A 19,228-nucleotide genomic window follows, 5' to 3' on the forward strand; every position below is an offset into this window, starting at 1 on the left:
GCTGTAGGCCCCGGCTCAGCAGCGCACCGCCAAGGCGCTGCGCTGCGTCCGGGGCACGAGACCAACCTTGACCTTCCGTCTCCAATCCGCTCCCTTTGCCGCGACACAATGACCCCCTCAGGGAAAACGCCAAGGGTAAGCCGCCATGTCTTTCGTCCTCGCCATCGACCAGGGCACCACCTCCTCGCGCGCGATCGTGTTTCGCGGCGATATTTCCATCGCGGCGAAGGCGCAGCAGGAGTTTCCGCAGCATTTCCCGGCCTCGGGCTGGGTCGAGCACGAGCCCGAGGACATCTGGACCTCGACGGTGATGGTCTGCCGCGAGGCGATCGAGCAGGCCGGCATCGCCGCGAAGGACATCGCGGCGATCGGCATCACCAACCAGCGCGAGACCACCGTGGTGTGGGACCGCGCCACGGGGCAGGCCGTGCACCGCGCCATCGTCTGGCAGGACCGCCGCACCGCCGACATCTGCGCCAAGCTCAAGGCCGACGGCCGCGAGCCCGTGATCTCGCAGAAGACCGGCCTGATCATCGACCCCTATTTCTCCGGCACAAAGGTGGCCTGGATCCTCGACCACGTCCCCGGTGCCCGCGCCCGCGCCGCGCGCGGCGAATTGATGTTCGGCACCGTCGACTGCTATCTGCTCTGGCGCCTCACCGGCGGCAAGGTGCATGCCACCGACGCCACCAACGCCTCGCGCACGCTGCTGTTCAACATCCACACCGGACAGTGGGACGACGAGCTGCTGGAAATCATCGGCGTGCCGCGCTCGATGCTGCCCGAGGTGAAGGACTCCTCGGCCCGCTTCGGCGAGAGCACGCCGGATCTGTTCGGTGGCGCGATCGCCATCTCCGGCATCGCCGGCGATCAGCAGGCGGCGACCATCGGCCAGGCCTGCTTCCGTCCCGGCATGATGAAGTCGACCTACGGCACCGGCTGTTTTGCCTTGCTCAACACCGGCACCACGCCTGTGGTGTCGAAGAACAAGCTGCTCACCACTGTCGCCTACCAACTCGATGGCAAGCGCACTTACGCGCTCGAAGGCTCGATCTTCGTCGCAGGCAGTGCGGTGCAATGGCTGCGCGACGGCCTCGGCATCATCAAGCACGCCGCCGAGACCGGCCCGCTTGCCGATCAGTCGGACTCCATGCAGAGCGTCTATCTCGTCCCCGCCTTCGTCGGCATGGGCGCGCCCTATTGGAATCCGCGCGTCCGCGGCGCGCTGTTCGGCCTCACCCGCAACACCGGCCCCGCCGAACTCGCCCACGCCGCACTTGAAAGCGTCTGCTACCAGACCTTTGACCTCTGGGCCGCGATGCGCGCCGACTGGCCAAGCTCGGAAACCGCCAGCGTCGTGCTCCGCGTCGACGGCGGCATGACCGCATCGGACTGGACCATGCAGCGCCTCGCGGATTTGCTGGACGCGCCGGTCGACCGCCCCGTGATCCAGGAGACCACGGCCCTCGGCGCCGCCTACCTCGCCGGCCTCCAGGCCGGCGTCTATCCCGAGCCCACAAAGTTCGCCGACAATTGGCGATTGGAGCACCGCTTCAAGCCGAACATGAGCCAGGCCACGCGCGAGCGAAAGCTCGCGGGGTGGGCGCGCGCGGTGAAGGGCGTGCTGGCGAGCGACGAGGGGGAGGGGTAGTACGCCTCTCTTTCTCCGAGTCGTCCCGGCGAAGGCCGGGACCCATACTCCGCAGCAGATGTTGTGAACGGGACCCGTCGTTCCAGCCTCGCAAAGTAATCCACATTCGTGGTTATGGGTCCCGGCCTTCGCCGGGACGACATCGGATATGTAGCTCGCACTCGGCTCCACAGGAAGCCGCAATGATCCTCCCCGACGGCTATTCCGACGTCCCCACCGGCAAGATCGCCGCCGTCGTCACCCACCTTGAGATGACCGCGCCTCCCGCACGCCGTGACGATCCTCCCGGTGTGTGGGTCCTGCGCAAGGTCGATGCGCCCGCGCTCGACTGGTACCGCGATCTCCACCGCCGCGTCGGCGAGGAATGGCTGTGGTTCTCCCGGGTGCGGATGAACGACACAGAGCTCGCCGCGATCATCCACGCAGCGGGCGTCGAGGTGTATGCACTCGCCGTGGACGGCCGCGATGAAGGCCTGCTGGAGCTGGATTTTCGCGAGGCCGGTCAGTGCGAGCTGGCCTATTTCGGCGTCACCGCGCCTCTGATCGGCACGGGAGCGGCCAGCTTCCTGATGAACCGCGCGCTGGACCTCGCTTTGGTCGCGCGACGTCCGCCGCCTCTGGGTCCACACCTGCACGCTCGATCACCCATCCGCCGTCGCCTTCTACCAGCGCTCCGGCTTCCGCCCGTTCCGCCGCCAGATCGAGATCGCCGACGATCCGCGCCTCGACGGCACCGCGCCGCGCGACGCGGCGAAGCATGTGCCTGTTATCGGGTAGCGCGTGAGCAATGTAGCTCAGATGAGCGGCTGGTCCGTCGCCGCATCTCCCTCTAGCACATGTTGGCCAAGATCGTCCGCTGCTACACGCTCCGCCGTCATCCTGAGGTGCGCGCTCTTGCGAGCAGGACGAGCGAGAGGAGAGATCGCAGATTCATGAGAGGAGCTCCGGCTGGTACGTTGTCTATTGATCTCTCGTTGTTGCGTCACGCGCAATGCTCCGGTTCCAAGATAGTTGTTGCAGGCAGCGTGCATTGGCGGTGAACTGGACGGCCCTGCCACGTCCAACCGCTGGAAGAGCGAGAACCATGTTCCTGATCGGCCAATATGATTCCCCCTTCGTCCGCCGCGTCGCGATCGCGCTGCGGCTTTACGGCCTTCCTTTCGAGCACAGGCCGTGGTCGACCTTCGGCGACGCCGACAAGATCGCGCCGTACAATCCGCTGCGCCGCGTGCCGACGCTGGTGCTCGACGACGGTGAGGGGCTGATCGAGAGCACGGTGATCCTGGACTATCTCGACGAGCTCGTCGGCGAGGACAAGGCGATGCTGCCGCGCAGCGGCACTGATCGGCGCAAGCATTTGCGCATCTGCGCGCTCGCTTCCGGTCTCGGTGACAAGGCGGTGAGCCTGCTCTACGAGCGCGTGCTGCGGAAGGAGCAGCTCGCGTTGTGGGTCGCGCGCTGCCAGGCGCAGATTGCGGACGTGCTCGCCGTGCTCGAGGCCGAGCGCGCCAAGGTGACGACGCCGTACTGGCTGGGCGGTCGGATCGGCCATGCCGACGTTGCGGTTGCCTGCGTCGTCCGCTTCACCCGCGAGGCGCATCCGCAGCTGTTCGAGGCGTCGCGCTATCCGGCGCTCGCGGCACATGGCGAGCGCTGCGAGGCATTGGCGCCGTTCCAGGAGATCGTGCAGCCACTGGCCCCGCCGAAGGGGTGAGGCCCCGGTGCTCGGCCCCAAGCTACCAGATCGTGGGTTGCCTGACGGGCAAAACACGCCAGCGCTGGGTCAATCAGCGTCGATCGAAATATTCCACTTTACCGAAATTCGGTTTCGGCGTATGTGTCGCCCACCCTGATCCGGCGAAAGGGGCGGTCGTACGTCGTCACGAGCCGCGGATCGGGGAGCGGTGGACGCGGCAGCGTCGTGCACGAGAGGCGGGAGCAGGGCGGGATGAACCCCGTGAGATCCAGGCTTCGTGCGGACGAGCGACGCTGATGCGTACGGCCAAATCGCGTGGTCCTGGCTGTCGTTGCTACAGCCAAGCCTTGCGGAGGTGCGCCAAGCCCGACCGGGCGAAGCGCATCGCCAATCCGCGAGGTGACAGAGGCAAGCAGGAACTCGTCTCCGGGGAGAGCGCGCCATACGCCGTCAGACCATCGCGCAGGGAAGGCCGGACGTTTCGGCTTCACCTGTTGATCCGTTGTGCATTGCGTGTGCATCTCATCGCACGACGGACCGTGGGTGCCAGCCGGCGCCCGGCCTTCCCTGCGCCCTTTCCATTAGGGCGTGACGCGAAGCGCAAAGCTCGGGCGGAAACGCCGCGAGGATGCAAAGGTGTGTCTATTGAACAAAGGACTCGTGCCCCGGACGCAGCGCAGCGGCCCGGCGATGCGCAGCATCGTCCGGGGTGGTGCGCTGCAGAGCCGGGGCCCATCTTGCCGCGTGCCGTGCCACATCGCTTGCGCGATGCAGCGCCGTCCGGGACACGGAGGCCTTCGCCAGGAAGGGGAGAGAGCGCGCGCCTAACCCGCGCCAGCGCGCTTCTTCTGCCAGACCAGGTGCACCGCGCAGGTGCAGCCCGGCGGATGCGAGGCGAGATCCTTCGACGTCTCGTCATTCGCCGCCGTTGCCGCAAAGCCCTTGTCGCTGTCCTCTCGCGACGGGATGTAGTTCAGCACCGGCGCGAGCCAGCGCTCGGTTTCCGCGACGCTCATGCCCTTGCGTGCGGCATAGTCCTCGACCTGGTCGCGCTCGATCTTGCCGACGCCGAAATAATAGCTCTCGGGGCTGGCGAAATAGAGCCCGGACACAGAGGAGCCCGGCCACATCGCAAAGCTCTCGGTCAGCTTCACCCCGCAGGTTGCTTCCGCATCGAGCAGCTCGAACAGCGTCGCCTTCTCGGTGTGGTCGGGCTGCGCGGGATAGCCGGGCGCGGGGCGGATGCCCTGATACTTCTCGAGGATCAGCTCGTCGTTGGAGAGCGTCTCGTCCGGCGCGTAGGCCCAGAATTCGCGGCGCACGCGGGAATGCATGCGCTCGGCGAAGGCCTCGGCGAGACGGTCGGCCAGCGCCTTGCACAGGATCGAGGAGTAGTCGTCATTCGCCATCTTGAAGCGGTCGGCGACCGCATCCTCGCCGATGCCGGCCGTGACGACGAAGCCACCGACATAGTCGGGCACGCCCGCGGGCGCGACGAAGTCGGCGAGCGCGGCATTAAACCGACCTTCGCGCTTCTCGAGCTGCTGGCGCAGCGTGTGCAGCGTCGCGATCTTCTTGGTCCGGCTCTCGTCGGCGTAAACAGCGATATCGTCGCCGTCCGCGTTCGCCGGCCAGAAGCCGATCGTCGCGCGCGCCCGGAACCACTTTTCCTTGACGATAGTGTCGAGCATTTTTCGCGCGTCGTCATAGAGCGAGCGCGCGACCTCGCCGACCTTGGCATCGTCGAGGATGGCGGGGAAGCGCCCCGCGAGCTCCCAGGTCTGGAAGAACGGGGTCCAGTCGATGCAGTCGACCAGTTCGGCGAGATCGTAGTCGTCAAAGCTGCGGATGCCGAGGAAAGTCGGCTTCACCGGCTTGCTTTTGGCAAAGTCGACCGGCACGCGGTTGGCGCGCGCTGCCGCGAGCTTCAGGCGCTTCTTGTCAGCCTGCGCGCGCAGATGCGCGTCCGAGATCTTGGCGTATTCGGCGCGCACCTCGGCGGCATAGGCTTCGCGCTTCTCGGGCGAGAGCAGCGAGGACGCAACGCCGACGGCGCGGCTGGCGTCGTTGACATGCACGACGGGGCCGGCCCGATAGCTCGGGTCGATCTTGACTGCGGTGTGCACGCGGCTCGTGGTGGCGCCGCCGATCAGGAGCGGCAGCTTGAGGCCCTCGCGCTGCAATTCGCCGGCGAAGAACGCCATCTCGTCGAGCGAGGGCGTGATCAGGCCGGAGAGACCCACGATGTCGGCCTTCTCCGCCTTCACGGTCTCGACGATCTTTGCGGCGGGCACCATCACGCCGAGGTCGATGACCTCGAAATTGTTGCACTGGAGCACGATGCCGACGATGTTCTTGCCGATGTCGTGGACGTCGCCCTTGACGGTCGCGAGCACGATCTTGCCGGCGGACGAGGAGCCCTCGGTGCCGATGCCGTTGGCGAGGTTGCGCGCCTTCTCTTCTTCCATGAACGGCATCAGCCAGGCCACCGCCTGCTTCATCACGCGCGCGGACTTCACCACCTGCGGCAGGAACATCTTGCCGTCGCCGAAGAGGTCGCCGACCACGTTCATGCCGGCCATCAGCGGGCCCTCGATCACGTCGAGCGGCCGCGACGACGCCTTGCGGGCTTCCTCGGTGTCCTGCTCGATGAACTCGGTGATCCCATGCACCAGCGAATGCGACAGCCGCTTCGCCACCGGCCATTCGCGCCAGGCGAGATCGGCTTCCTTGGTCTGGGTCTTGTTGCCGCGGAATTTCTCGGCGAGGGCCAAGAGACGCTCGGACGCGCCCGGGTCGCGGTTGAGCACGACGTCCTCGCAAGTTTGGCGCAACTCGGCATCGATGTCGTCATAGACGATCATCTGCCCGGCATTGACGATGCCCATGTCCATGCCCGCCTTGATGGCGTGATACAGGAACACCGAGTGCATGGCCTCGCGCACCGGCTCGTTGCCGCGGAACGAGAACGACAAATTGGAGACGCCGCCCGAGATGTGGGCGCCGGGCAGGTTCTGGCGGATCCAGCGCGTCGCCTCGATGAAGTCGACGCCGTAATTGTTGTGCTCCTCGATGCCGGTCGCGATCGCGAAGATGTTCGGATCGAAGATGATGTCCTCGGGCGGGAAGCCGACCTTGTTCACCAGGATGTCGTAGGCGCGCTTGCAGATCTCGGTCTTGCGCGCGAACGTGTCGGCCTGGCCGACCTCGTCGAACGCCATCACGACCACAGCCGCACCATGACGGCGGGCGATCTTGGCCTCAAAGATGAACTTCTCCTCGCCTTCCTTCATCGAGATCGAGTTGACGACCGGCTTGCCCTGCACGCATTTCAGGCCGGCTTCGATCACCGAGAACTTGGAGGAGTCCACCATCACGGGGACGCGGGCGATGTCGGGCTCGGCGGCGACGAGATTGAGGAACGTCACCATCGCGGCTTCAGAGTCGAGCAGGCCTTCGTCCATGTTGACGTCGATGATCTGCGCGCCGTTCTCGACCTGGTCGCGCGCGACCTGCAGCGCCGCGGTGTAGTCGCCGGCGGTGATCAGCTTGCGGAAGCGGGCGGAGCCCGTGACGTTGGTGCGCTCGCCGACGTTGACGAAGGGAATCGCGTCCGTCAGCACGAACGGCTCAAGGCCGGACAGCCGCAGGCGCGGTTCGATCTCCGGCACGATGCGCGGCTTGTGCGGGGCAACAGCGGCGGCGATCGCGGCGATATGCTCCGGCGTGGTGCCGCAGCAGCCGCCGACGATGTTGACGAGGCCGGACGCAGCGAACTCGCCGACCAGGCGCGCCATATATTCCGGCGTCTCGTCATACTGGCCGAATTCGTTGGGCAGGCCGGCGTTCGGGTAAGCGCAGACCAGCGTGTCGGCGACGCGGCCGATATCGGCGATATGGGCGCGCAGATCTTCGGCGCCGAGCGCGCAGTTGAAGCCGATGGTGACGGGTTTTGCGTGCCGCACCGAATTCCAGAACGCCTCGGGCATCTGGCCCGAGAGCAGGCGGCCGGATTTGTCGGTGATGGTGCCCGACACCATCACGGGCATGTCGATGCCGCGCGCTTCGGTGATCTCGGCGATCGCATAGAGCGCCGCCTTGGCGTTCAGCGTGTCGAAGATGGTCTCGACCAGCAAGAGGTCGACGCCGCCGTCGAGCATGCCGTTGATCTGCTCGCCATAGGACTTGCGCAGATCGTCGAAGGTGACGGCGCGGTAGCCGGGATTGGAGACGTCGGGGGAGATCGAGGCGGTGCGGTTGGTCGGGCCGATGGCGCCCGCGACGAAGCGCGGCTTGCCGTCCTCGGCCTCGACGCGCCGCGCGGCATTGCCGGCGAGGCGGGCGCCTTCGCGCGCCATCTCGTAGACGATGTCGGTGAGGTCGTAATCGGCCTGCGCGATCGACGTCGTGGAGAAGGTGTTGGTCGCGACGATGTCGGCGCCGGCGCGCAAATACGCCGCGTGGATGTCCTCGATTGCCTGCGGCTGGGTCAGAATCAACAGATCGTTGTTGCCGCGCAGGTCACGATGAAAGTCCTTGAAGCGCTCGCCGCGGAAGGCGGCCTCGTCGAACTGCAGGTTCTGGATCATCGTGCCCATGGCGCCGTCGAGCACGAGAATGCGCTCGCGCGCGGCGTTCAGCAGGGCAGTACGTTTCGCGGAAACAGGTACGGTCATGTTGTCTCAGGCCGCTTTCTGGGCGCTCTTGGCGCGAATGCCGAGCAGATGGCTGATCGCGAACACGAGATCGGCGCGGTTCATGGTGTAGAAATGGAAAGTGTCGACGCCGTGCTTGGCGAGCTTCTGCACCTGGCCGGCCGCGACGGTTGCGGCCACCAGCTTGCGGGTCTCGGCGTCCTCGTCGAGGCCTTCGAATTTCGCGGCGAACCAGTCCGGCACGGTGGTGCCGGCGCGCGTCACGAAATTGCGGGCCTGCTTGAAATTGTGCATGGGCATGATGCCCGGCACGATCGGGATGTCGATGCCGCGCGCCCGCACGCGGTCGAGATAGCGGAAGTAGAGGTCGTTGTCGAAGAACACCTGGGTGATCGCGCGCGTCGCGCCGGCATCGACCTTGGCCTGCAGCGTGTCGATATCATCATCGAAGTCGCGCGCTTCGGGGTGCTTCTCGGGATAGGCGGACACGGACACTTCGATGTCGGCATGCCGCTTCTTGATCCCCGCGACGAGCTCGGCCGAGCTCTGATAGCCGTCGGGATGGCTGGCATAGGGCGTGCCGATGCCGCCGGCGGGATCGCCGCGCAGGCCCACGATATGGCGGACGCCGACCTCGTGATAGCGGTCGACGATCTCGTCGATCTCGCCGCGCGAGGCACCGACGCAGGTCAGGTGCGCCGCCGGCAGCAGCGCGGTCTCCTTCAGGATGCGGGCAATGGTCGAATGGGTGCGCTCGCGGGTCGAGCCGCCGGCGCCGTAGGTCACCGAGACGAATTTCGGGTCGAGCGGAGCGAGCCGGTTGATGGTCTCCCAGAGATTGCGCTCCATATCTTCCGTCTTGGGCGGAAAGAACTCGAAGGAGATCGCAGGCCGCTTCAGGTGCCCGTCTTGCCCGTCTGCTCGGGCAGGAATCGTCAGATCGGTCATGGCACCACTCGCTCCAGATGTGTCGCCAGATCCTGGCGGCCGACGGTCAGGTCTAGCTTGGGAGAGCCCAAGATAGGGCAAAGGCGGTCCGATCGACAGCCCATCAGGGATGGGAAATGGCCCACTTCTGTCAACAATAGATGAATTATTGAGCGTATATCGATTTGAGTGGGATGTCGATGAACCAACAATAATCTAGCTATTTCAATTAGTTGGCAGAAAACTGAGGACCGACCGGGGCGGGCACGGTAGGTGGGCAATATGAAAGAAGTGTTGTTTGGACTGCTCTTGGCCCACCGCCTCGCTTCGGTCGACTGCGTGGGCTCGCGGTCTGCACACGTCAGATCTGCGCAGCCGCCCCATTGTCGCCGCGCGGCCCTCCACTAGGTTAGCGCGCCATGATCCCGCTCTCAGTCCTCGACCTCTCCGTCGTCACCACAGGCACCAGGCCCGCCGCGGCGCTGCGCAACAGCATCGACCTGGCGCGCCATGTCGATGGGCTCGGCTATGTCCGCTACTGGCTTGCCGAGCATCACAACCTCGCCTCGGTCGCGAGTCCCGCGCCTGACGTCATGATCGGCCAGATCGCGGCGGTGACGAAGCATATCCGAGTCGGCTCCGGCGGGGTGATGCTGCCCAACCACGCCCCGCTGGTCGTCGCCGAGCGATTCAAGATGCTGGAGGCGCTGTTTCCCGGCCGTATCGACCTCGGCCTTGGCCGGGCGCCCGGCACCGATGGCGCCACCGCCTATGCGCTCCGGAGCCGGCTCGACCGCCGCGAGGGCGATGATTTCCTGGAGCGGCTGCACGAGCTGATTCTGTGGGAGACCCGTGAATTCCCCGCAGGGCACCCCTACCATAACGTCGTCGCCATGCCCGACGACACCAGACTGCCGCCGATCTGGCTGCTCGGCTCCAGCGATTATTCCTCGGAGTTGGCGGCACAGGTCGGCATGGGCTTCGCCTTCGCGCATCATTTCGCGTCCCACGACGCGGTCGACGCGATGGTGCATTACCGCAACCGCTTCCAGCCCTCGGCCTGGCGTGCGAGCCCGCAAGCGATCCTCGCGGTCGCCGTCATCACCGCCCTTACCGATGAGGAGGCCGAACGGCTTGCCAGCTCGTTCGACCTCAACCGGCTGCGCCGCGACCGCGGTCAATATCTGCCGCTGCCGAGCGTCGAGGAGGCCCAGGCCTATCCTTACTCCGACTCCGAGCGCACCTCGATCCTCCGCAACCGTTCCCGCCTGTTCGTCGGCAGCCCCGCGACGGTACGGAAGAAACTGCAGCCGCTGATCGACGCGAGCAAGCCGGACGAGTTGATGGCGATCACAGCGGTGTACGATCACGAGGCGCGGAAGAAGTCGTATTCGCTGCTCGCCGAGGCGTTCGGGCTTAAAGCGACCGCGTAAGAATATCGTGCCCCGGACGCAGCGCAGCGCTCCTTCAGCGATGCGCTGCAGAGCCGGGGCCCATCGCGCCTCCGGAGATCGCAACTTTCTGGGTCCGGCTCGCGCTTCGCGCGTCCGGGACACGCGACTAATCCTGCTGCGCTTCGCTGAACGTGGCGCGGAAGGGGTGGCCGGGATACACGCCGACGATGCGGAATTCGCGCGAGAAGAATTTCAGCTCCTCGATCGCGAAGGCGAGGCCCTTGTCCTCGGGGTGGCCGTCGACGTCGGCATAAAACTGCGTGGCGAAGAAATTGCCGTCGACCATGTAGCTTTCGAGCTTGGTCATGTTGACGCCGTTGGTGGCAAAGCCGCCGAGCGCCTTGTAGAGCGCGGCCGGCAAATTGCGCACCCGGAACACAAAAGTCGTGACCAGCGGGCCGGAGCCTTGGGCGGCCCATTTCGGCTCGCGCGCCAGCACCACGAAGCGGGTGGTGTTGTGCGCCTCGTCCTCGATGTCCTCCGCGAGGATGTCGAGGCCGTAGATCTTGGCGGCGAGGCGGGAGGCGATCGCGGCCACCGTCTTGTCCTTGCGCTCGGAGATGTCGCGAGCGCTGCCGGCAGTGTCGGCATGCACGATCGGCTTGACGCCGAGCTTGCGGATGATGCGCCGGCATTGGCCGAGCGCATGCACATGGCTCTCAACGCTCTTGATGTCGTCGAGCTTGGTGCCCTTCACCGCCATCAGCTGATGCCGGACCGGCAAGAACCATTCACCGATGATGAAAAGGCCGGAGGCCGGCAAGAGGTGATGGATATCGGCAACACGGCCCGCGACCGAATTCTCGATCGGGATCATGCCGAGATCGGCCTCGCCGGAGGAGATCGCCGACAGCGCGTCCTCGAAGGTGGCGCAGGGCATCGGCTCGGCGTCGGGATAGGCCTCGACGATGGCGATGTGGGAATTGGCCCCGGGCTCGCCCTGGAATGCGATCTTCATCTTGCTCATGTCTTAAAAGTGCTCCTGGGTCGGCCTTGTAACAGCGGCTCAGGATTTGGAAAGGATGCTGCGGGCGGTTTCCAGGTCCGCCGGCGTGTCGACCCCACGCGGTACGGTGTCGACGATGGTGAAGTCGATGCGCATTCCGGCCTCGAGCGCCCGGAGCTGTTCGAGCTTCTCCTGCAATTCCAGCGGCGAGGGCGGCAGCGAAACGTAACGCTCCAGCGCGGCGCGGCGATAGGCATAGAGGCCGATATGGTGGTAACGCGGTCCGTCGCCGGTCGGCGCGGTCGCGCGGGTGAAATAAAGTGCACGCATGCGCTTGCCGCCGAGCGAGGTTCCGATCGCCTTCACGACGCTCGGGGCGAGATCCTCCTCCTCGGTGTGGATCTGCGAGGCCAGTGTCGCGATGTCCACGGCCGGGTCCTGCAGCGGCGGCAGCACCTCGCGGATGTTGTCGATCGTGATCGTCGGAAAATCCCCCTGCAGATTGACCACGATCTCGGCCTTGCCGTCCGGATCGAGCTTCTGCATGGCCTCGTGGATGCGGTCGGAGCCGGAGGGGTGTGTGGGGCTGGTCATCACGGCCTCGCCGCCATGGGCCGTCACGACCGAAGCGATCTCGGGCGTATCGGTCGCGACCGCGACCCTGCCTATCCCGGCGGCCTCGGCGCGGCGCAGCACGTGCACGATCATCGGCAATCCCGCGATATCGGCGAGTGGCTTGCCGGGCAGGCGGGTGGCGGCCATACGGGCCGGGATCAGCACCAGGATGCGGGGATCGATCATCGGGTTCAAAGGTCTGGGGTCAAGGGCCTGGAAACGGGGCGTTTTCCGCGCCGGGAAATAGGGTGGGGACGGCCCGAAAGCCGGGTCGCTTATACGGGTTGCCAGACCCCGGGCAAACCGATATCTCAATGGCAAAACTCGGGGAAACGATAGGGAACGCTTGATTCTCCCGAGGCTCGTCCTGGCGGCCGCCCGGCCGCTCGATTCTTCTTGCGGTGTGGGGCCTGGCCGGAAATGGACTCTTTCGAACTCAACAAGATTCTCGGTGCAGTGCTCGGCACCTGTCTCCTTCTGCTGGTGACGAGCTTCACCGCCAACGCGCTGTTCACGCCGAAGCCGCTCGAGAAGCCGGGTTTCGAGATCGCCGTGAAGGAAGATGCCGGCCACGGCAAGGAAGGCGGCGCTGCCGCCGCGGCCTCCGAGCCGATCGAAAAGTTGCTCCAGACCGCCTCCGTCGAAAAGGGCGCCTCCGCCGCCAAGAAGTGCGGCGCCTGCCACACCTTCGAGAAGGGTGGCCCGAATCGCGTCGGTCCGAATCTCTATGGCGTCGTCGGCGAGAAGAGGGGTGAGGGCCGCGGCGGCTTCAACTTCTCCGCTGCCATGAAGGGCAAGGGCGGTACCTGGACGTTCGACGACCTCAACAAGTTCATCGCCAATCCGAAGGGCTTCATCCCGGGCACCGCGATGGGCTTCGCCGGCATTGCCAAGGATTCCGAGCGCGCCGACGTCATTGCCTATCTGAACTCGCTGTCGGAGCATCCTCAGCCGCTGCCGACCGCGTCGAAGTAAGGCCTCAAGAACCCGATCTTGGAATATGCGGCCAGGCTGAAAAGCCTGGCCGTTTGCTTATCCGGGCCTCGCGGCGAGTTTATCGGGGCGTTTGGCCGCATCAGACAGGCCGCCCGGCCTTCCAAGATGAGGAAAAAGCAACATATTCGGTCGAAACCTCGCCTATATTGGGACCTTAAAGGAGTAGCCTCCTTCAAGACAGGACTATTGATTTGGCCATAACCCGACGCGATCTCCTGCTCACCGGCACTGCGGCCGCAGCGCTCCCCGCCCTCGGTTCCGTAGCGGGCCTTTCCGTCGTCGGCCGTGCCGAGGCGCAATCGGCGAATGAGCTTCCTTGGCGCCATGCTTTGTCGCTGTTCGGAAAGGTCAAGTACCCCGCCGACTTCACGCGCTTCGACTACGTCAATCCTGAAGCGCCCAAAGGCGGCGTCGCGCGCCAGATCGCGGTCGGCACCTTCGACAATTTCAATATCGTCGTGTCGGGCGTGAAGGGGCAGGTCGCCGGCGCCGTCGCATTCATCTACGAATCCCTCACGACGCCCTCGCTCGACGAAGTCTCGACCGAGTACGGCGCGCTCGCCGAGGCCGTCAGCCATCCGGACGATTTTTCCTTCGTCACCTATCGTTTGCGGCCGGAGGCCAAATGGCACGACGGCAAGCCCGTTACCGCGGATGACGTGATCTTCTCGCTCGATTCCTTCAAGAAGCACCACCCGATGTACTCGGCCTATTACAGCCATGTGGTGAAGGCCGAGAAGCTCGGCGAGCGCGAGGTGAAATTCGTATTCGACGCGCCGGGCAACCGCGAACTGCCGCAGATCGTCGGGCAACTCACAGTCCTGCCGAAGCATTGGTGGGAAGGGACCGACGCGCAGGGCCGCAAGCGCGACGTGTCCGCCACCACGCTTGAAGTCCCGCTCGGTTCTGGCCCCTACAGGGTCAAGGACTTCGTTGCGGGACGGTCGATCGCGCTGGAGCGCGTCAAGGACTATTGGGGCCGCGACCTCGCCTCCAATGTCGGCCGCAACAATTTCGACGAGCTGCGCTACGAATATTTCCGCGACGCCACCGTCGCGATCGAGGCCTTCAAGGCCGACCAGGTCGATTGGCGCACCGAGAACAGCGCGAAGAACTGGGCGACCGCCTACGACTTCCCGGCCGTGAGCGAAAAGCGCGTGATCCTCGAGGAGTTCGCCAATCGCAGCTCGGGCGTGATGCAGGCGTTCGTGCCGAACCTGCGCCGCGGCAAGTTCAGCGACCCGCGCGTGCGGCGCGCGCTCAACTACGCGTTCGACTTCGAGGAGATGAACAAGCAGATCTTCTACGGCCAGTACAAGCGCATCAACAGCTATTTCGACGGCATCGACGAACTCATGGCGACCGGCTTGCCGCAGGGCAAGGAGTTTGAGATCCTCGAGACCGTCCGCACCCAGGTGCCGCCCGAAGTCTTCACCACGGCCTACACCAATCCGGTCGGCGGCAATCCGGAAGCCGTGCGCGATAATCTGCGCGAGGCGCTCCGCCTGTTCAAGGAGGCCGGCTACGAGGTGCGCGACCGCAAGCTGACCGACGTCAAGACCGGCGTCCAGTTCACGCTCGAACTGCTGAACTCGGATCCGAGCTTCGAGCGGATCACGCTGTTCTACAAGCCGTCCCTGGAGCGGCTCGGCATTGCCGTCAACGTGCGGACGGTCGACCCGACCCAGTACGAGAACAGGACGCGCGAGTGGGATTTCGACATCGTCACAAACTCGTGGGGCGAGTCGCAGTCGCCAGGCAATGAGCAGCGCGAGTTCTGGTCGTCCAAGACGGCTGACATCGCCGGCTCGCGCAACATTGCGGGCATCAAGAATCCCGCAATCGACAAGCTGATCGAGCGGGTGATCTACGCCGCCGATCGCGACGATCTCGTCGCGGCCACCAAGGCACTCGACCGCGTGCTGCTGTGGAATCATTATGTCGTGCCGCAATGGACTTATAACAAGGTGCGTACGGCACGCTGGGATCGCTTCGGCCGGCCGACGGAAATGCCCAAATACGGCCAATCCGGCTTCCCGTTCATCTGGTGGTACGACGCAGAGAAGGCGGCGCGGATCGCAAAGAAGTCGTGAAGGACATTCCCCGCATGACGCAGATGTCACGCCGCCACGTGCTGGCCCTCGGTGTCGGCGGCACCCTCGGGATGTCGCTGGGCGCGCAGCCGTGGCGCGGAGCGCATGCATCGGAAGCGGGGATCGAAGCTCACGGCATCTCGGCGTTCGGCGATCTCAAATATCCCGCCGACTTCCACCATTTCGACTACGTCAACGTCGATGCGCCGAAGGGCGGCACGTTCTCGCTCATTCCGTCGGTGCGCGCCTACAACCAATCCTACCAGACCTTCAACTCGCTCAACGCCTTCATCCTGAAGGGGGACGGCGCGCAAGGCATGGACATGACCTTCGCGCCGCTGATGGTGCGCGCAAGCGACGAGCCTGATGCGATGTACGGGCTTGCCGCCAAATCCGTTCAAATATCGCCGGACAAGCTGGTCTACCGCTTCACGATGCGTCCGGAGGCGAAATTCCACGACGGCACGAAGCTCACCGCGCAGGATGCGGCGTTTTCGCTGATGACGCTGAAGACCAAGGGACATCCCCTGATCCTGGTGCAGCTGCGCGACATGGTCAGCGCAGAGGCGGCCGACGATGCAACGCTCGTCGTCACCTTTGCCAAGGGGCGGGCGCGCGACGTGCCGCTCTATGCCGCCAGCCTGCCGATCTTCTCGAAGGCGTACTATGCGTCTCGCCCGTTCGATGAATCGTCTCTGGAGATCCCGCTGGGCTCGGGTCCGTACAAGGTCGGCAAGTTCGAGGTCAATCGCTATATCGAGTATGAGCGGGTGAAGGACTGGTGGGCCGCCGATCTGCCGCCCTGCCGCGGTACCTATAATTTCGATGTCGTGCGCTATGAGTTCTATCGCGACCGCGACGTCGCTTTCGAAGGATTTACCGGCAAGAACTATCTCTACCGGGAAGAGTTCACCTCACGCATCTGGGCGACGCGATACGACTTCGCGGCCGTGAAGGACGGTCGCGTCAAGCTCGAGATCGTGCCCGACGACACGCCGTCCGGTGCGCAGGGCTGGTTCATCAACACGCGGCGCGAGAAATTCAGGGATCCCCGCGTGCGCGAGGCCCTGATCGACGCTTTCGACTTCGAATGGACCAACAAGACCATCATGTACGGTGCCTATGCCCGTACGGTGTCGCCGTTCCAGAACTCCGATCTCATGGCGGGCAACGGACCTCCGTCGCCGGAAGAGCTGAAGCTGCTCGAGCCATTCCGTGGTCAGGTTCCCGACGAGGTGTTCGCTGCGCCCTTCGCGCCTCCGGTTTCCGATGGATCGGGGCAGGACCGAGCTCTCTTGCGCAAGTCGCAGCAGCTGCTCAACGAAGCCGGCTTTCCGATCAAGGATGGCAAGCGAATGCTGCCGAGCGGAGAGGTGTTCAAGATTGAATTCCTGGCGGAGGAGCCCTCGCTCCAGCCGCATCACGCGCCGTATATCAAGAATTTGGGGACGCTCGGCATCGAGGCGAGCCTCCGCCTCGTCGATGCCGTGCAATATCGCGCGCGCGTGGAAGATTTCGACTTCGACATGACGATCCAGCGCTTCAGTATGTCGGCAACGCCCGGCGATGCCATGCGGGCGTTCTTCTCGTCGCAAGTCGCGGCAACCAAGGGCTCGTACAATCTCGCGGGCGTCGCCAGCCCGGCGATCGACGCCATGATCGAGAAGATCATGGCAGCCGAGAGCCGCGAGGAATTGACTGTCGCCTGCCGTGCCTTTGACCGCTTGTTCCGCGCCGGCCGCTATTGGGTGCCGCAATGGTATAACAAGACGCACCGGCTCGCGTACTGGGATCAGTTCAGCCATTCCCAGAAGCTGCCGCGCTACGCCAATGGCGTCGGCGCTCCCGACATCTGGTGGTCCGACCGCGCCAAGGCGGCCAAGCTCGAGCAGGCGAAATAGCCATGAGTGCCTATATCGCCCGCCGCATCCTCCTGATGATCCCGACATTGCTCGGAATCCTGTTCGTCTCCTTCGTCGTCGTGCAGTTCGCGCCCGGCGGCCCGGTCGAGCGCGTGATCGCGCAGCTCTCGGGGGCCGACACCGGCGGCACCTCGCGCATTTCGGGCGGCAGCGATTTTGCGCAGCGCGCGCCCGGGCAGGTCGGGGCTGGCGGCGATGCCATCAACTCGAAATATCGCGGCGCGCAGGGCCTTGATCCCGACTTCATCAAGAAGCTCGAGGCACAGTTCGGCTTCGACAAGCCGGCGCCGGAACGCTTCGCGCTGATGGTTTGGAACTTTGCCCGCTTCGATTTCGGCAAGAGCTATTTCCGCGACGTCAGCGTTCTGCAACTGATCAAGGAGAAGCTGCCGGTCTCGATCTCGCTCGGTCTCTGGCTGACGCTGATCACCTATCTGATCTCGATCCCGCTCGGCATCCGCAAGGCGGTGAAGGACGGCACGCGCTTCGACACCTGGACATCGACCGTTCTCGTCCTGGGCTATGCCATTCCAGGCTTTCTGTTCGCAATCCTCCTCATCATCCTGTTTGCCGGCGGCTCCTTCTTCAACTGGTTTCCGCTGCGCGGACTGACCTCGGACGGTTGGTCGCAGTTTCCCTGGTACTGGAAGATCATCGATTATTTCTGGCATCTGACGCTGCCGCTGATCGCCATGGGGCTCGGTGCCTTTACGACCATGACGTTCCTGACCAAGAACTCGTTCCTGGACGAGATCCGCAAGCAATACGTCATGACTGCGCGCGCCAAGGGCTGCGGCGAGGGCCGGGTGCTTTACGGCCATGTCTTCCGCAATGCGATGCTGATCGTGATCGCGGGCTTCCCAGGGACGTTCATCCACGCCTTCTTTTCAGGCTCGCTTCTGATCGAGACCATCTTCTCGCTGGACGGGCTTGGGCTGCTCAGCTTCGAGAGCGTGCTCAATCGCGACTATCCCGTGGTGTTCGGCACGCTCTACATCTTTTCGTTGGTCGGCCTCGTGATCAATCTGGTCTCCGACCTGACCTATATGTGGATCGACCCACGGATCGATTTCGAGGCGCGGGAGGTCTGATGACGATTACCGCGCCGACGCCGATCGAGACCACGACCCAGTCCCCGCTGGGCGAGGTCGTTCCGATCACGCGCAAGCCCTTCGCGCCTTCGCCGCTCAACAGGCGGCGTTGGCAGAACTTCAAGGCCAACCGCCGCGGCTACTGGTCGTTCTGGATCTTCATCATCCTGTTCGTGGTCTCGCTGTTTGCGGAGCTGATCGCCAACGATCGGCCTTTCCTGATCAAGTTCGACGGCCGGCTCTATTGGCCCGCTTTCGTGACCTATTCGGAAACCACCTTCGGCGGCGACTTCGAAACCGCGGCCGACTATCGCGATCCCTATTTGCAGAAGCTGATCAAGGACAAGAACGGCACCATCGTCTGGCCCCTGATCCGCTATTCCTACGACACCCACAATCTCGACCTGCCGACGCCGGCGCCGTCGAAGCCGACCTGGATGCTGACGGAAGCGCAATGCAAGCCGGTGGTGGAGAAGAAGGGGCTGAAGAGCTGCCGCGACCTCGAATACAACTGGCTGGGGACGGACGATCAGGGGCGCGACGTGGTCGCGCGGCTGATTTACGGCTTCCGCATCTCGGTGCTGTTCGGCCTTTGCCTCACCATCGTCTCGTCCGTCATCGGCATCGCAGCAGGAGCGGTGCAGGGATATTTCGGCGGGCGGGTCGATCTCATCTTCCAGCGCTTCATCGAGATCTGGACGGCGATTCCCTCGCTCTATCTTCTCCTGATCCTGTCCTCGGTGCTCGTGCCCGGCTTCTTCGTGCTGCTCGGCATCCTCCTGCTGTTCTCCTGGGTCTCGCTGGTCGGTCTGGTGCGGGCCGAGTTCCTGCGCGGACGCAACTTCGAATACATCCAGGCGGCGCGGGCGCTCGGCGTCTCCAACCCCGTCATCATGTTCCGCCACCTGCTGCCGAACGCGATGGTCGCGACCATGACGTTCCTGCCCTTCATCGTGTCGAGTTCGGTGATGACGCTGACGGCGCTCGACTTCCTGGGCTTCGGCCTGCCGCCGGGATCGCCTTCGCTCGGCGAATTGCTGTCGCAGGCCAAGGCCAATGTGCAGGCCCCCTGGCTCGGCTTTTCCGGCTTCTTCTCGGTCGCGAGCATGCTGTCGCTCCTGATCTTCATCGGCGAAGCCGTGCGCGACGCCTTCGATCCGCGCAAGACGTTCAGGTAAGCCG

At 64.6% G+C, this 19,228-nt stretch carries 12 protein-coding genes and 1 pseudogene; 9 read left to right on the top strand and 4 right to left on the bottom strand.

Annotation, left to right across the window (positions count from 1 at the left end; genetic code table 11):
* The first annotated feature begins 145 nt into the window (after positions 1-145).
* From glpK to XH81_RS18105, 3 genes and pseudogenes are all read left to right on the top strand, one after another.
* Entirely contained in the window at positions 146-1,651 is a 1,506-nt protein-coding gene (gene glpK / locus XH81_RS18095; RefSeq protein WP_028142123.1) for a glycerol kinase GlpK, read from the top strand.
* A gap of 182 nt (positions 1,652-1,833) precedes the next feature.
* Positions 1,834-2,428 (top strand): annotated as a pseudogene (locus XH81_RS18100) (GNAT family N-acetyltransferase).
* 307 nt (positions 2,429-2,735) lie between these two features.
* Positions 2,736-3,365, top strand: coding sequence for a glutathione S-transferase family protein (locus XH81_RS18105; protein WP_028142122.1), 630 nt, complete (start codon positions 2,736-2,738; stop codon positions 3,363-3,365).
* A gap of 806 nt (positions 3,366-4,171) precedes the next feature.
* Here XH81_RS18105 and metH read toward each other — a convergent pair.
* Both metH and metF read right to left on the bottom strand, forming a co-directional pair.
* Positions 4,172-8,023 carry a methionine synthase gene (metH, locus tag XH81_RS18110; protein WP_028142121.1) on the bottom strand — a complete coding sequence of 1,284 codons (3,852 nt, stop codon included), beginning with the start codon at positions 8,021-8,023 and terminating at the stop codon, positions 4,172-4,174.
* Positions 8,024-8,029: 6 nt separating this feature from the next.
* Positions 8,030-8,950, bottom strand: coding sequence for a methylenetetrahydrofolate reductase [NAD(P)H] (gene metF / locus XH81_RS18115; RefSeq protein ID WP_028142120.1), 921 nt, complete (start codon positions 8,948-8,950; stop codon positions 8,030-8,032).
* 398 nt (positions 8,951-9,348) lie between these two features.
* On the opposite strand from metF, the gene XH81_RS18120 reads away from it, so the two are divergent.
* Positions 9,349-10,362: an LLM class flavin-dependent oxidoreductase gene (locus XH81_RS18120; protein WP_028142119.1), complete on the top strand. Its 1,014-nt coding sequence runs from the start codon at positions 9,349-9,351 to the stop codon at positions 10,360-10,362.
* A gap of 127 nt (positions 10,363-10,489) precedes the next feature.
* Here XH81_RS18120 and XH81_RS18125 read toward each other — a convergent pair whose 3' ends face one another.
* Positions 10,490-11,350 carry a prephenate dehydratase gene (locus tag XH81_RS18125; RefSeq protein ID WP_028142118.1) on the bottom strand — a complete coding sequence of 287 codons (861 nt, stop codon included), beginning with the start codon at positions 11,348-11,350 and terminating at the stop codon, positions 10,490-10,492.
* Between the two features lie 39 nt (positions 11,351-11,389).
* Positions 11,390-12,130 (bottom strand): 3-deoxy-manno-octulosonate cytidylyltransferase, encoded by a 741-nt coding sequence (locus XH81_RS18130; protein ID WP_028142117.1) that lies wholly within the window; start codon positions 12,128-12,130, stop codon positions 11,390-11,392.
* Positions 12,131-12,364: 234 nt separating this feature from the next.
* Here XH81_RS18130 and XH81_RS18135 point away from each other — a divergent pair, with 234 nt between their 5' ends.
* The 5 genes from XH81_RS18135 (at position 12,365) to XH81_RS18155 (ending at position 19,224) form a co-directional block, all read left to right on the top strand.
* Positions 12,365-12,919 (top strand): c-type cytochrome, encoded by a 555-nt coding sequence (locus XH81_RS18135; RefSeq protein ID WP_028142116.1) that lies wholly within the window; start codon positions 12,365-12,367, stop codon positions 12,917-12,919.
* 212 nt (positions 12,920-13,131) lie between these two features.
* On the top strand, positions 13,132-15,033 hold the full coding sequence (locus tag XH81_RS18140; protein WP_028142115.1) for an extracellular solute-binding protein: 1,902 nt from the start codon (positions 13,132-13,134) through the stop codon (positions 15,031-15,033).
* A gap of 14 nt (positions 15,034-15,047) precedes the next feature.
* The gene (locus XH81_RS18145; RefSeq protein ID WP_028142114.1) at positions 15,048-16,934 is read left to right on the top strand and encodes an extracellular solute-binding protein; all 1,887 of its coding nucleotides are present in this window, start codon (positions 15,048-15,050) and stop codon (positions 16,932-16,934) included.
* A 2-nt stretch (positions 16,935-16,936) separates the two neighbouring features.
* Positions 16,937-18,046, top strand: a complete 1,110-nt coding sequence (locus XH81_RS18150) for a microcin C ABC transporter permease YejB (RefSeq protein WP_028142113.1) — start codon at positions 16,937-16,939, stop codon at positions 18,044-18,046.
* A complete protein-coding gene (locus XH81_RS18155; protein WP_028142112.1) occupies positions 18,046-19,224 on the top strand; it encodes an ABC transporter permease in 1,179 nt (392 codons plus the stop codon). Before XH81_RS18150 ends, XH81_RS18155 begins: the two co-directional genes overlap by 1 nt.
* Positions 19,225-19,228 lie beyond the last annotated feature (4 nt).

Origin of the sequence: Bradyrhizobium sp. CCBAU 25360 (assembly GCF_028128695.1) — a bacterium.
Classification (GTDB): domain Bacteria; phylum Pseudomonadota; class Alphaproteobacteria; order Rhizobiales; family Xanthobacteraceae; genus Bradyrhizobium; species Bradyrhizobium ottawaense.